15 protein-coding genes are annotated in these 13198 nt (G+C 57.2%); 9 read left to right on the plus strand and 6 right to left on the minus strand.

Annotated features, from left to right (window positions below; all coding sequences use genetic code 11):
• The first annotated feature begins 115 nt into the window (after positions 1 to 115).
• The gene (locus tag AC2FID_RS19290; RefSeq protein WP_058273150.1) at positions 116 to 544 is read left to right on the plus strand and encodes an FKBP-type peptidyl-prolyl cis-trans isomerase; all 429 of its coding nucleotides are present in this window, start codon (positions 116 to 118) and stop codon (positions 542 to 544) included.
• An 18-nt stretch (positions 545 to 562) separates the two neighbouring features.
• Here AC2FID_RS19290 and AC2FID_RS19295 read toward each other — a convergent pair whose 3' ends face one another.
• Genes AC2FID_RS19295 through fabA form a run of 4 tightly spaced genes read right to left on the minus strand, consistent with a single transcriptional unit; the run spans position 563 to position 3378 of the window.
• Positions 563 to 751 (minus strand): hypothetical protein, encoded by a 189-nt coding sequence (locus AC2FID_RS19295; protein ID WP_058273151.1) that lies wholly within the window; start codon positions 749 to 751, stop codon positions 563 to 565.
• Positions 752 to 810: 59 nt separating this feature from the next.
• Positions 811 to 1602: an enoyl-ACP reductase FabI gene (locus AC2FID_RS19300; RefSeq protein ID WP_282120727.1), complete on the minus strand. Its 792-nt coding sequence runs from the start codon at positions 1600 to 1602 to the stop codon at positions 811 to 813.
• Positions 1603 to 1607: 5 nt separating this feature from the next.
• A complete protein-coding gene (gene fabB / locus AC2FID_RS19305; protein WP_282170737.1) occupies positions 1608 to 2837 on the minus strand; it encodes a beta-ketoacyl-ACP synthase I in 1230 nt (409 codons plus the stop codon).
• 31 nt (positions 2838 to 2868) lie between these two features.
• Positions 2869 to 3378: a bifunctional 3-hydroxydecanoyl-ACP dehydratase/trans-2-decenoyl-ACP isomerase gene (gene fabA / locus AC2FID_RS19310; protein WP_058279458.1), complete on the minus strand. Its 510-nt coding sequence runs from the start codon at positions 3376 to 3378 to the stop codon at positions 2869 to 2871.
• A 188-nt stretch (positions 3379 to 3566) separates the two neighbouring features.
• Here fabA and irrA point away from each other — a divergent pair, with 188 nt between their 5' ends.
• Entirely contained in the window at positions 3567 to 3983 is a 417-nt protein-coding gene (gene irrA, locus AC2FID_RS19315) for an iron response transcriptional regulator IrrA (protein WP_058273233.1), read from the plus strand.
• A 1-nt stretch (position 3984) separates the two neighbouring features.
• Here irrA and AC2FID_RS19320 read toward each other — a convergent pair whose 3' ends face one another.
• Positions 3985 to 4875: a LysR family transcriptional regulator gene (locus tag AC2FID_RS19320; protein WP_496838252.1), complete on the minus strand. Its 891-nt coding sequence runs from the start codon at positions 4873 to 4875 to the stop codon at positions 3985 to 3987.
• 86 nt (positions 4876 to 4961) lie between these two features.
• On the opposite strand from AC2FID_RS19320, the gene AC2FID_RS19325 reads away from it, so the two are divergent.
• Positions 4962 to 5759: a phytanoyl-CoA dioxygenase family protein gene (locus AC2FID_RS19325; protein ID WP_496838254.1), complete on the plus strand. Its 798-nt coding sequence runs from the start codon at positions 4962 to 4964 to the stop codon at positions 5757 to 5759.
• Positions 5760 to 5788: 29 nt separating this feature from the next.
• On the opposite strand, the gene AC2FID_RS19330 is transcribed toward AC2FID_RS19325, so the two are convergent.
• Complete coding sequence (locus AC2FID_RS19330; protein WP_496838256.1) at positions 5789 to 6652, minus strand: hypothetical protein; 864 nt, start codon at positions 6650 to 6652, stop codon at positions 5789 to 5791.
• A 120-nt stretch (positions 6653 to 6772) separates the two neighbouring features.
• Here AC2FID_RS19330 and miaB point away from each other — a divergent pair, with 120 nt between their 5' ends.
• The 6 genes from miaB (at position 6773) to lnt (ending at position 13169) form a co-directional block, all read left to right on the plus strand.
• Positions 6773 to 8092 (plus strand): tRNA (N6-isopentenyl adenosine(37)-C2)-methylthiotransferase MiaB, encoded by a 1320-nt coding sequence (gene miaB, locus AC2FID_RS19335; protein ID WP_058273157.1) that lies wholly within the window; start codon positions 6773 to 6775, stop codon positions 8090 to 8092.
• A 193-nt stretch (positions 8093 to 8285) separates the two neighbouring features.
• Positions 8286 to 9041 (plus strand): outer membrane protein, encoded by a 756-nt coding sequence (locus AC2FID_RS19340; protein ID WP_496838258.1) that lies wholly within the window; start codon positions 8286 to 8288, stop codon positions 9039 to 9041.
• Between the two features lie 154 nt (positions 9042 to 9195).
• A complete protein-coding gene (locus tag AC2FID_RS19345) occupies positions 9196 to 10218 on the plus strand; it encodes a PhoH family protein (protein WP_058273235.1) in 1023 nt (340 codons plus the stop codon).
• 39 nt (positions 10219 to 10257) lie between these two features.
• A complete protein-coding gene (gene ybeY / locus AC2FID_RS19350) occupies positions 10258 to 10752 on the plus strand; it encodes an rRNA maturation RNase YbeY (RefSeq protein ID WP_282170742.1) in 495 nt (164 codons plus the stop codon).
• Between the two features lie 36 nt (positions 10753 to 10788).
• Complete coding sequence (locus AC2FID_RS19355) at positions 10789 to 11676, plus strand: hemolysin family protein (protein ID WP_108860955.1); 888 nt, start codon at positions 10789 to 10791, stop codon at positions 11674 to 11676.
• A complete protein-coding gene (lnt, locus tag AC2FID_RS19360) occupies positions 11673 to 13169 on the plus strand; it encodes an apolipoprotein N-acyltransferase (protein WP_496838259.1) in 1497 nt (498 codons plus the stop codon). Before AC2FID_RS19355 ends, lnt begins: the two co-directional genes overlap by 4 nt.
• The last annotated feature ends 29 nt before the right edge of the window (positions 13170 to 13198 follow it).

The raw sequence follows: 13198 nt of genomic DNA on the forward strand, positions 1-13198 counted from the left end.
GATCGTCCGGCGCAGGTTTGCACAACAATAACGGGCATGAAAGAGGCCGGGGTTTACAATGTCGTGTTACCTCCTAGGCTTGGCCGCTAAACCCCAAAAGAGGCCGGAGACCAATATGACCGAAATCAAACAAGGCGACACGGTTCGCATCCACTACACAGGAACGCTGTTGGACGGAAACGTCTTTGACAGTTCCGAAGGACGTGACCCACTGGAATTCGTCGTTGGTACGGGCCAGATTATCCCGGGTTTGGATTCGGCGATGCCGGGTTTGAACATTGGCGACAAAAAGCGGGTCGAGATCGCCTGCGTGGACGCCTATGGCCCGATCAACCCCGCGGCGCGCCAGCAAATCCCGCGCGAAGGCATTCCGGACGATATTCCGCTGGATCCCGGCACCCAATTGCAGATGCAAACGCCGGACGGACAGGCCGTTCCGGTAACGGTGGTAGAGGTCGATGAAGCAACCGTCACGCTGGATGCCAACCATCCATTGGCCGGCCAGGATCTGATATTTGATATCGAGGTCGTTTCGATCAACTGATCTAGGAAACGAGTCGGATCAGCCTGTTATGAGGCTGATCCAGGCTTTGACGGTTTCCCGCATCTGCGGCTGTGTGAAAAACACAAACAACAATAGGGTGGTCAGGGCCAATAACGCGACAATGCCACGCGTGCCCAGAAATCCGGATCTGCGGCGCGACCGGATGCTGCGAGTGTTGCTGGAAAGGATATGTTCGGCTTTGCTCATGCCGATATCCCTGCCCGTGAAAGATGGTGAAATCTTGGCACCGGCAGGGAAAGATCGGGTCACATGTGATCGGGCTGCGGCATACCCAAAACGTGGAAGCCACCATCAACGCGGATGATCTCACCCGACGTGCATGCTCCGGCATCTGAAGTGAGGTAAACGGCCGTGCCGCCAACAGCCTCGAGCGTTGCGTTCGAGCGCATGGGCGCGTTCTGATCGCAGAATTTGTAGGTCTTGCGGGCACCGCCGATTGCTGCACCGGCCAGTGTCTTCATCGGGCCGGGAGAGATCGCGTTGACGCGAATGCCTTCCGGGCCCAGATCGTTGGCCAGATAGCGGGTCGCCGATTCCAGCGCGGCCTTGGCCACACCCATGACGTTATAGTTCGGAACAACCTTGTTCGATCCCTGATACGTCAGGGTCAGCAGCGTCCCGCCATTCTCTTGCATCAGCGGATAGGCGCGGCGCGCAACCTCGATGAAGGAATAGGCGGAAACATCCATCGAGTGTTTGAAGTTGGCCCGCGTTGTGTTCAGAAAACGCCCTGTCAGTTCGGATTTGTCCGAATAGGCAATGGCATGAACCACGAAGTCGATGGTGGGCCAGCGCGCGCCAAGCTCTTCGAATGCGCGATCCAGTGAGGCGTCATCCGTGACGTCCGCGTCCACCATGAAATCACTGCCCAGGCTTTGCGCCAACGGTTCAAGACGCTTTCCGAAGGCTTCGCCCTGATAGGTGAATGCCAGTTCAGCACCGGCCTCATGCATGGCTTTGGCAATGCCCCACGCGATCGAGCGGTCATTGGCCACGCCCATGATCAGGCCGCGTTTACCTTTTAGAAGATCCGACATTACATTCACCCGTTATACTTCGACAGAATCATGGAGCCGTTGGTGCCGCCAAAGCCGAAGCTGTTGGTCATCACACTGTCCAATCCTGCGTTTTCAACTACTTGAGTTGCAATTTCACCGGGCAAGATGCCTTCGGCAAGCGTGTCGACATTGATCGACGGCGTAATAAAATCATTTTCCAGCATCAGCAGGCAGAAGATCGCCTCAAGCGCGCCTGCGGCGCCCTGTGCGTGTCCGGTCATCGACTTGGTCGATGAAATCGGGGGCACATTGCCTTCGCCAAAGATGCGGCGCACAGCTTCAACTTCGCCTACATCTCCGACCGGGGTCGAGGTGCCGTGGGCGTTGATATAGCCGACTTTGCGCCCTTCGGGCATGGTCGACAGAGCCAGACGCATCGCGCGCTCGCCACCTTCACCGGACGGAGCCACCATGTCGTGGCCATCAGACGTGGCCGCATACCCGGTCACTTCGGCATAAATCTTTGCGCCGCGGGCCAACGCGTGTTCCAGATCCTCTAGAACGACGATCCCGCCACCGCCCGAGATGACGAATCCATCACGGTCCTGGTCAAACGCACGCGAGGCTTTGTCCGGCGTGTCATTGTATTTCGACGACATCGCGCCCATCGCGTCGAACAGGCAGGACAGTGTCCAGTCCAGCTCTTCTCCACCGCCAGCGAACATCACGTCCTGTTTGCCGAGCATGATCTGTTCGGCTGCGTTGCCGATGCAATGCAGCGAGGTCGAGCAAGCCGAGGTGATCGAGTAGTTGATACCCTTGATCTTGAACGCGGTCGCAAGGTTGGCCGAAATCGTCGAACACATGCATTTTGGCACGGCGAACGGGCCGATACGCTTAGTCGCACCAGTTTTCAGGACTGTCTGATGCGCTGTCAGCATCGCGCTGGTTGACGGACCGCCGGAACCGGCCACCAAACCGGTGCGCGGGTTCACGACCTGGTCTTCGGTCAGGCCCGCGTCGGCGATTGCCTGGTTCATGGCGATATGTGCGTATGCTGCACCGGGACCCATGAAGCGAAGGGTACGCTTGTCTACATGCTCAGCCGGATCAATCTTGAGCGTTCCGGCGATTTGGCTGCGAAAGCCGTGTTCGACCATCTGCTCGTTGGCCTCGATGCCGGACTTTCCGGCCTTGAGAGAGGCCATTACTTCCTGGGCATTGTTCCCGATGGAGGACACAACCCCCAAACCGGTGACAACTACTCGACGCATGTGCGTGCTCCTTATTTCGGGCCGGTCAGGCTCAGGCTTCGGACAGAACGACTTTCATGTCTTTGACATCGTAAATCATTTCACCGTCCGCTTCGACGATACCATCCGCCACACCCATGGTCAGACGGCGGGTCTGGATCGCTTTTTTGAAGTCGATCTTGTAGGTCAGCATCTTGCGGTCGGGGCGGACCATGCCGGTCAGCTTGACCTCGCCGACACCTACGGCCATGCCGCGTCCCTGCCAGCCACGCCAGCCCAGGTTGAAACCGGTCAGCTGCCACAGGCCATCCAGCCCCAGACAGCCGGGCATGATCGGGTTGCCGGGGAAGTGGCAATCAAAGAACCACAGGTCAGGGGTGATGTCGAATTCAGCCAGAATATGGCCTTTGCCATGCGCGCCACCATCGGCCGAGATGTCGGTGATCCGATCCATCATCAGCATCGGAGGTGCAGGCAATTGCGCATTGCCCGGGCCGAATAATTCGCCACGGGCGCATTTCAGCAGATCGTCCTTGTCAAAGCTGCTCGGGAATTGGGCCATTCTGCCGCCTCTCCTGCCAGGGGTCCGTTCGTTATATCTGGCCTCGTCTAGCACCCGTATGCAAGGTCCTGCAAGAGCAGCACGTCACATCCTGTTGTGCAGACGGCATTCTTTGCGAATGAATTTCATTTGAAATTACCCGAACACAGCACCTATATATGGTTCAGCAACAATTGGGTTTCGGATTGATGACACCTCAGAGCCAGAACAGAGCTACAGATTGGTTGGTTGACGCGGGGCTGCGCCCAACGCGCCAGCGTGTCGCTTTGGCCGAGCTTTTAGTCGGCGATGGACGCCATCGGCACGTCACTGCCGAAAGCCTGTTTGAGGCGGCCAAAAAGAATGGGGACGCGGTATCTCTGGCAACGGTCTACAACACGCTGCGCGCGTTTTGTGATGCCGGAGTTCTGCAGGAGATTACGGTTGATGGTTCGAAAAGCTATTTCGATACCAATACCCACGATCATCCGCACTTTTTCTGGGAAGACGAAAGCCGCCTGAGCGATGCGCCGTCGGATCAATTGGTGATTCAACGCCTGCCCGAAGCGCCCGAGGGCGTTGAGATCGCGTCGGTCGATGTGGTGATCCGTCTGCGGAAAAAATAACTCAGGCCAAAAACTCCATCAGAATCTGTTCCGCCTGCGCGATGTGTGGCTCTGTAGGGCCGGTGCCATGACGGGCCAGAACCACAGGTTCCGCAGCGATGTCATCCAGGATTCGACGACTGACCAGGGGCATTCCGTCATAGCTGAGGTCCGAGGGCGAGGTGGCATAGCTGATCGCAACCCCCTCGTGATGCGCGGCAAGACTGCGTTGGATTTCCAGCGTTGCCGCCCGGTGTGCCACTGAAGGTCGCAATCCGATCTGCCGAAACAGTCCAAGCACGTGCTGTGATGAGAGGCCTTCGTTTGACAGGATCAGCGGATGGGCGGCCAGCTCGCTCAGCGAAACAGACGGCGCGCGCACCAATGGGTGGTCCGGGGCCATGATGGCGTTTGGTCTGCTTGGGAAAAGGGTCTGCTGTTGAAATCCGGCATCCATGCTCAGGCCGTAAGTCAGCGCCAAATCTATGCGCCCGTCGATCAGGTCGGTAATTAGCCCTTCGAACCCGTCTACCTTGTACGAAACGGTCAAATCCGGCAGTGTCATGCGCAGTGGGCGCAGCGCCTTGGCCAGCAAAAACGGGGCCAAATCCACGAAACACCCCAATCGCAACTGTGCCCTGGTTGCACTGACTTGATCCGCTTTCTCAAGCCGGGCCGCATTGGTCAGCAAGTTTTCCGCGTCTTCGATAAATCTGCGTCCTTGCGGGGTCAGCGCCAGCGCGGCCCCGCGTTTTCGCGAAAATAGCGGATGGCCAAGATGCGATTCGACGCGCGTCAGAGCGGTGGACAGTGCCGGTTGTGACACGTTCAGCTGCTGCGCGGCGGCAGACAAGCTGCCGAAGCGGCCGATAGCACAGACATATTCGTATTGGCGAAGTGAAATATATAACATGAAATTAAATCTACCTTAGAAAGATATTATTTGAACAGAGGGGTCATCCATGTGCAGATCGTCGTACCACCGGCACGGAGACAGACATGACGCACCCCCTGGTTACTCACGAAATGATCGACACCTATCAACGGGACGGCGTGGTCCTGATCAAAGGGCTATTTGCCGATCACATTGAGGCCCTCCGCGAAGGGGTGGCAGCGAATATGGCGGATCCCGGACCTTATGCATCCGAGAACAAGAAAAAAGGCCAGACGGGTCGGTTTTTCGACGATTATTGCAATTGGTCGCGCATTGAACAATTTCAGACGGTAATTCACGAATCCCCGGCGGCAGAAGTCGCAGCAGATTTGATGCAGTCGGATACAGTGCAGATGTTCCACGACCACGTTTTGGTCAAAGAGCCCGGAACCTCGATGGCGACGCCGTGGCATCAGGATGGGCCCTATTACTTTGTTGAAGGGCAGCAAACGATCAGCTTTTGGTCGCCGCTTGATCCGGTCACGCAAGCCACACTGCGCTGTGTGGCAGGCTCGCACCGGTGGGAGAAAGAGGTCTTGCCGACTCGCTGGGTGTCGGAAGATGGGTTCTTTCCCGACGAAGGCCAGTACATCCCGGCCCCGGACCCGGATGCCGAAGGGATGCGGGTTGTCGAGTTTGAGATGGATCCGGGCGACGCGGTTGCTTTCAACTATCGCACGCTTCACGGTGCGCGAGGAAATCAATCCGACAGCCGCCGCCGCGCGTTTTCACTGCGTCTGGTTGGTGACGATGCGCGATATGTCGAGCGGCCAGGCCGGACATCGCCGCCGTTTCCGGGGCATGACATGGTTCCGGGCCAGCGCTTGCGCGAGGATTGGTTTCCGATGTTGCTGCGGCGGTGATCAGACACCGGATAGGTCATTGAGGCGGGTCAGAACCACTGGCCCGTTTCGATCAACCCCATCTCAAGCAACTGATTTGACGACCATTCGAACGGAATCGAATTGCGCCAGCGGAATGTCGGAATGTCGAAAGTAGATCCTGCGTTGGTTTTCAAGGCTTTGGCTGCCCGGAACGAACACACCGCAGCCGTTAGGTTGTGGTGCCACGGGCAGGAATACGTGTTGTATTCTTCGTCGTTGAACGTGTGATCCGGCCGCAATGACAATCCTTGCTTGGATTTGAATAGGGCGATCCGATCAATTCGGCGGCTTTGAGCGGGAACGTGTTCTTCGAACCGCCATCGCAAACCACCAGACATATCCAGCTGGCGCTCCTTCGGGTGCTTTATCGAATCCAGCCGCGCCTGGGCGAAATACCCGGTGCGATCCATCATCGCGTGTTCAGGTGCGACGCCGTTCGGGAATTCGTTCAGATCCTCGGCATAAAGATCGATAACATGGCTCAGCATCGAGTCGCGGCGTTCTTCGGTGTGAAACGCCAGCATTTCACCGATTGTGCGCGTCTCGCAAAAGGGAAAAAAGAGGTACTCGGCGTTGAAGCAGTAATACATCCACAAACTTGGCGCCGCCTGAATGATCCTGTTGATCGTCTCAAACACGACGGTGCGCGGGACGCAGCTGAGAGAGACGCGGTGAACTCGGTCCTCAAGCTCGGGGTCCAGCGCAAACTCCTGCGGCATGAAAACGATCAGGGACTTGAAGCCCAGATTCAGATGGTGACGGATAGTGCTATCAGTTTCAACGTCATCTTCGACAAAAACCAACGCGAGGGGTCCCTTTGCCAAAGCGGACTTGCCCGTTTGCAGGAAAGAGTCGAGAGATTCGTATTGCATTGCCTGTCCGCTGCCGCCTTGCTGGAGTTTCGGGTCAAAATCGGGTAATCGCGTCGCCATTGCAAGCGGCGTTCGTAGGGTATAGACGACGCCGATCCCGCGAATGCAAAGGCCGTTTTCATGTCAGAACCCAAAAAGCTGTACATCAAGACCTATGGTTGCCAGATGAACGTATACGACAGCGAGCGTATGGCGGAAACGCTGGGCGGTCAGGGTTACGTGGAAACCAAGAGCCCCGATGATGCGGATATGATCCTGCTGAACACCTGCCATATTCGGGAAAAAGCTGCGGAAAAAATCTATTCCGAGCTTGGCCGGTTCAAAGGTTTGAAGACCGAAAAGCCCGACCTCAAGATCGGTGTTGCTGGATGTGTTGCACAGGCAGAAGGCGAAGAGATTATGCGCCGCCAGCCGATTGTTGACCTTGTTGTCGGTCCGCAAAGCTATCACCGCCTGCCCGAGATGGAGGCGAAGACGCGCACCGGTGCCAAGGCGCTGGACACGGAATTCCCCGAAGAAGACAAATTCGAAAAACTAAAAAACCGCCCCAAGGCAAAACGCGGACCGACCGCATTTCTGACGGTGCAGGAAGGCTGCGACAAGTTCTGTGCCTTCTGCGTGGTGCCGTATACGCGCGGTGCCGAAGTCAGCCGTCCCGCCGATCGTATCCTGCGCGAGGCGAACGATCTGGTCGAACGCGGGGTGCGCGAAATCACTCTGCTGGGGCAGAACGTCAACGCCTATCACGGCGCTGGTCCGAATGGTGACATGACGCTGGCCGGTCTGATCTGGGAGCTGAACAAGGTCGACGGGCTGGAGCGGATCCGGTTCACCACTTCGCATCCGAACGACATGGCCGACGACCTGATCGAGGCGCACGGGACGTGCGACAAGCTGATGCCTTATCTGCATCTGCCGGTTCAGTCGGGTTCGGATCGCATTCTTAAGCGAATGAACCGCAGCCACACCGCCGAGAGCTATCTGCGCCTGATCGAGCGCATTCGCGCCGCGCGCCCGGATATCGTGATGTCCGGCGACTTCATCGTCGGCTTCCCTGAAGAGACCGAAGAGGATTTTCAGGCCACCATGGATTTGGTGGAAGAGGTCAAATACGGATATGCGTATTCGTTCAAATATTCGACCCGCCCCGGAACACCGGCGGCTGAGCGGTCTCAGGTTGATCCCAAGGCTGCGGATGACCGTCTGCAGCGGCTTCAGGGGTTGATTACCCGTCACCAGCGCGAGATTCAGGACGCGATGGTTGGTCGGGACGTGAAAGTTCTGTTTGAAAAACCGGGTCGTCTGCCAGGTCAGATGGTCGGAAAATCCGAGTATCTTCATTCGGTTCACGTATCTGACGCTGATGTTGCGGTGGGCGAATTGCGCGATGTCCGGATCATGTCATCGGGCGCAAATTCACTGGCGGGTGCGTTGCGCTAACGCGTCCGTTATTTGGATTTTGGAAACCATACGGATTTGTTAATTCCAAATTTACCCTTGATTTATTACTCGGAATTATGTTCCGAGAAAAATCAGGTTGCTTAGGGGTCGAGTGTTTTGTGCCTTTGGGAAACCTCATCTCTTGCCGACGGGATGGGCAGGTCGGTGAATGGAAAGGGTACGAGTGAAGACTTTGAAACGTTTTTCTGGGCGGCTGTTGAGATCCGCCCTTACAACCGCGATCGCTGTTTCGGTGCTTCCCGGCGTGACCGCTGCAGGCAATCTGGATCAAGGTCTCTCTGACCCTCCTGTCGTCAACCCAAAACGGTTCGGCAGTGACGTCAGCGCTTTTTATCTGGGTGCTACGGGCGCGTACGCTTTCGGGGGCGACGATCGATTTGGACTGACTGGACCCGGCGGAACCTCGGAAGTAGGCGACCTGGACCTGAGCGGTTCGTTGGGTGGCGTGCGTGCCGGGTGGCGCGGTGTTTTACCTGCGCGCGGCGGGCGCGACTATGTTTACGGGTTTGAGCTTGGGTACGAGTTCGGCTCGCTTAGCGATGACGCCTCCAACCAGATCAACGGCCAGACGGTCACGGGCGGGTCCGAAATATCGGACGTGTTCTCGATTCGGCTGCGCAATGGCCTGACCAATAAAAGCGGTACAGTGTTGTATTTTGTGTCGGCTGGATATGTGAATGGCGACATCAACACAACAAGCAGACAGGCCGTCCAGGGGGGCTCTCAATTCTTCGAAAGTGGCGGCCGACGCAGCGGCTTTACCGCCAGCATCGGAGCCGAACATAACCTGACCGAACACTGGTCGATCACGGGTGAGTTGGAATACGTTCAGTTCAGCGCTGAAAACGTGGATTTCGGCAATGGAACCTCAACCAGATCGACACCAAAATATCGCGGACTGAAGCTGGGTTTGAACTATCGGTTCTGACACGCCGACTAAAACAGCGGCGCCAACAGGTGCCGCGCACGGGCCGGGCGCATTGGCGGTTTTGCCATTTGGGCGGAAAAAATGAAACTGTGGCTTGCGCCCACTAAGACTTCCTGTCTACGCTCAAGGTGAAACGCCAAGACAGGAGAGCGGATTGGCCATCGGTGCCCTAAACCCACCGCAAGATGAAATGCCTCAGCGCGAAGCGTTTGTTGAGTTTCCAGACAACCGATTGTTAATAGACCTGTGCGGGGAATATGACCGCAATCTGACAGATATTGAGCAAAAGCTATCTGTTCAAATTGTGCGCCGCGGGAATCAGCTGGCCGTTATGGGTGACGAAGACGCCCAGAAGCAAGCCATCGAGGTTTTGCAGGCGCTGTACACACGCCTGGAAGGCGGACGTGACGTCGAAGCGGCCGATGTGGACCGCGAGTTGCGGATGGGTGGCTCGGAGACGGGAACCGGCAGCCGCGACGGTGATCAGCTTGAGATGTTCAGAGGCGGCACGGTCGAAATCAAGACGCGCAAGAAACTGGTCGAGCCGCGCACGGATGCGCAAAAGGCTTATGTCCAGTCGCTGTTCCAGAACGAACTGGCCTTTGGAATTGGCCCTGCCGGTACAGGTAAGACCTATCTTGCCGTGGCCGCTGGCGTGTCGATGTTTATCGGAGGCCATGTTGATCGGATCATTCTCAGCCGGCCTGCAGTCGAAGCTGGCGAAAAGCTGGGCTATCTGCCCGGTGACATGAAAGACAAGGTCGATCCTTACATGCAGCCGCTTTACGACGCATTGAATGACTTTCTTCCCGGAAAGCAGCTGGCCAAGCTGATCGAAGAAAAGCGAATCGAAATTGCGCCGCTGGCCTTCATGCGAGGACGTACGCTGGCGAACGCGTTTGTTGTGCTGGATGAAGCTCAGAACGCCACGACCATGCAGATGAAAATGTTCCTGACGCGTCTGGGTGAAGGAAGCCGAATGGTGATCACCGGTGACCGCTCTCAGGTTGACCTGCCGCGCGGTGTTCAGTCAGGGCTGGCCGATGCCGAGCGTTTGTTGAATACGATACCAAACATCAGCTTCAACTACTTCACGTCCAAGGATGTTGTGCGCCACCCGCTTGTGGCCGCCATTATCGAAGCGTATGAGGCCGACTCGGGCCGCGAGAAAGCATAGTCGTCCCGGTTGCGGACACAGGGCTTTGGACACGGTGAGATGAACCTGGAAGTGACGATCGAAGATGCGCGCTGGCAACAGCTTGAACCGTTGGCTGCGCGCGCGATAAAGGCTGTTTTGGACTTTTGCGATCTGGACGCCGAGCTGTGCGAAGTCAGCCTGCTGGCCTGCGATGATGCGCGAATTGCTGATCTGAACGCGGAATTTAGGGAAAAGCCCACTCCGACCAATGTGCTGAGTTGGCCAGCCGAAGAGCTGACCGCTGACGAAGCGGGGCAGAGACCTGCCCGACCCGCGCCAGACTTTACGGGCGAAATCGCGCTAGGCGACATTGCGATTTCCTTTGATACTTGCGCACGCGAAGCGGCCGACGCCAACACAACTATGGACGATCACGTCACGCATCTGATCATTCACGGAGTGTTACACTTGCTGGGCTATGACCACATCCGTGACCCCGACGCCACTTTGATGGAAGAGGTCGAAGTCGAGATACTTGGCAAAATGGGTATAGATGACCCATATAGTATGTAATAGTGGCCGCATTGGCCGATCATTTGGAACAGGATTATGGGCGATACAGACGGCAGTTCTATGGCGGCGCAGAGCGCGCAACCGAAGGACAGCGGTGAAAATGCCAGCAAAAATGCTGGCTTCTTTTCTCGAATAGTGGACGCGTTCTCGCCGCAGAGCGACGAAGAGGTCAGCGCGACCAATGGACATGAGGTCGACATGGTTCAGCCTCGCGGCATGATCAATCTGCGGCGAATGCGGGTCGAAGATGTGGCTATTCCGACGGCGGAAATCGTGTCTGTGCCCTCGACAATCAGCAAGGATGAGCTGGCCCAGGTTTTCCGCGACAGCGGCCTGTCCCGGATCCCCGTCTACGAGGGAACGCTTGATACGCCTTTGGGGTTTGTGCACCTCAAGGATTTTGCGCTTACGCACGGATTTAATGGCACGGGTTCAGAGTTTGATCTGGTCTCGATGCTGCGCACTTTGCTGTTTGTGCCGCCGTCGATGCCTATTGGCGTGTTGTTGACGAAGATGCAGACCGAACGCCGCCATATGGCGCTGGTGATTGACGAATACGGCGGTGTTGATGGTCTGGTGTCGATCGAGGATCTGATCGAACAGGTGGTCGGTGAGATTGCGGATGAGCACGATGCCGACGAAGGCCAGCTTTGGATACAGGAAAAGCCCGGCTACTATGTCGTGCAAGCCCGCGTCCCCTTGGAGGAATTTGAGGCCGAGATAGGGCGTTCTCTGACAAGTCACGAGGACGTGGACGAGGAAGAAATCGACACCTTGGGCGGATTGGTCTTCATGCTGTCTGGTCGCGTCCCAGCACGGGGCGAGGTCGTGTTGCATCCCGAAGGTCCCGAGTTCGAGGTGATTGACGCCGACCCGCGCCGGATCAAACGTCTGCGTGTCATGTTGCCGGATCGCGTTGAATGAACCCTGCACAGGGCTGGCCGTTTTGGTTGCGGTTAATATCCGCAGCTCTGCTGGGCGCGATCGCGGCGTTTGGGCTTGCTCCGTTCGGCATTTGGCCGGCAACAATGATCGCATTGGTCCTGCTGTCGCCTCTGTTTCTTACGACTGAGACGCGGGTGAAGGCGGCGTGGTTGGGCTGGGCCTTTGCGACCGGATATTTCGCGCATGCACTCAGTTGGATTGTCGAGCCGTTCCTTGTTGATGTCCAGCGTCACGGATGGATGGCGCCTTTTGCCCTGACATTCATGGCAGGCGGCCTCGCTCTGTTTTGGGGGCTTGCCTTTTGGCTGGTGCGGCGTCCCGACAGCGATGGCGTATCACAGGCCGTGTTTCTGGCGATTTCAATCTCACTGCTGGAATTTGCCCGAGGGTATGTCCTGACGGGGTTTCCCTGGGCGGGGCTGGCGCAGGTCTGGGTGAATACACAGGTCGCGCAGCTATTGTCTCTGTTCGGGCCATATGGGCTGGGCGCGGTGACTTTGCTGGCGACTTTGCCGCTCGGGGCCGCGCTGTCGCGGCGCGATGGCTATGTGGTTCCGTCAGTCCTGACCGTTGGAACCGCGTGTTTCGCATTGATTTATGCCATGTCGCGCCCGGTTGTTACGGACACTGACAATGTTGTCCGCCTCATTCAACCAAATGCACCCCAGCATCAGAAATGGGATCCGGATTACGCCCCGCTGTTTTTTGCCCGACAACTAGAGTTTACGGCGGCGGCCCCGCGACCGGATTTGATTGTCTGGCCGGAAACCTCGGTTCCTGCATGGCTGGGCAGTGCGCAGCCTTATCTGACCGCAATCGCCGATGCCGCGCAGGGGACGCCCGTATTTCTGGGTATTCAGAGAGGGGACGGCCCGCGCATTTACAATTCGATGATCTATCTGGATGAAGATGGCCGGCAGCAGGGGCTTTATGACAAGCATCATCTGGCGCCCTTTGGCGAATATGTCCCATTTGGTGACATCTTGGCTCAGTTCGGAATTTACGGAATGGCTGCCACCACCGGTAATGGCTTTAGCGCCGGACCGGGGGCTTCGCTGATGGGAGCTGGCAAGCTGGGGAAAGCCTTGCCGCTTATTTGCTATGAGGCGGTTTTCACTCAGGACGTCTTGTCTGCACCGGGTCGTGCCGATTTTCTGCTGCAGATCACCAATGACGCTTGGTTCGGTACGCGCTCGGGACCTTACCAGCACCTGGCTCAGGCGCAAATGCGCGCCATCGAGCAAGGGTTGCCAATGATGCGGTCGGCAAATACCGGAGTGTCGGCGATGATTGACCCGCTGGGTCGGGTTACAGAAGCTTTGCCGTTGGGGCAGGCCGGTTTTGTCGATGCGACATTGCCCAACGGGCTGGCTCCGACAGTGTACGCCCGGCTGGGTGATGCACCGGTCTTCGTCGCGCTGTTGGCGCTCTATGCGCTGCTTTCACGCAACGCGAGAAGACAACAACGGTAATTTCGGATTGACGCTGTGTTTCATGGTGC

It is taken from the genome of Ruegeria sp. CDSC068 (assembly GCF_059610545.1).

Coding starts and splice junctions, on each gene's coding strand:
- AC2FID_RS19290 (WP_058273150.1), top strand. CDS start 116: ATGACCGAAATCAAACAAGGCGACACGGTTCGCATCCACTACACAGGA.
- AC2FID_RS19295 (WP_058273151.1), bottom strand. CDS start 751: ATGAGCAAAGCCGAACATATCCTTTCCAGCAACACTCGCAGCATCCGG.
- AC2FID_RS19300 (WP_282120727.1), bottom strand. CDS start 1,602: ATGTCGGATCTTCTAAAAGGTAAACGCGGCCTGATCATGGGCGTGGCC.
- fabB (WP_282170737.1), bottom strand. CDS start 2,837: ATGCGTCGAGTAGTTGTCACCGGTTTGGGGGTTGTGTCCTCCATCGGG.
- fabA (WP_058279458.1), bottom strand. CDS start 3,378: ATGGCCCAATTCCCGAGCAGCTTTGACAAGGACGATCTGCTGAAATGC.
- irrA (WP_058273233.1), top strand. CDS start 3,567: ATGACACCTCAGAGCCAGAACAGAGCTACAGATTGGTTGGTTGACGCG.
- AC2FID_RS19320 (WP_496838252.1), bottom strand. CDS start 4,875: ATGTTATATATTTCACTTCGCCAATACGAATATGTCTGTGCTATCGGC.
- AC2FID_RS19325 (WP_496838254.1), top strand. CDS start 4,962: ATGACGCACCCCCTGGTTACTCACGAAATGATCGACACCTATCAACGG.
- AC2FID_RS19330 (WP_496838256.1), bottom strand. CDS start 6,652: ATGCAATACGAATCTCTCGACTCTTTCCTGCAAACGGGCAAGTCCGCT.
- miaB (WP_058273157.1), top strand. CDS start 6,773: ATGTCAGAACCCAAAAAGCTGTACATCAAGACCTATGGTTGCCAGATG.
- ybeY (WP_282170742.1), top strand. CDS start 10,258: ATGAACCTGGAAGTGACGATCGAAGATGCGCGCTGGCAACAGCTTGAA.
- AC2FID_RS19355 (WP_108860955.1), top strand. CDS start 10,789: ATGGGCGATACAGACGGCAGTTCTATGGCGGCGCAGAGCGCGCAACCG.
- lnt (WP_496838259.1), top strand. CDS start 11,673: ATGAACCCTGCACAGGGCTGGCCGTTTTGGTTGCGGTTAATATCCGCA.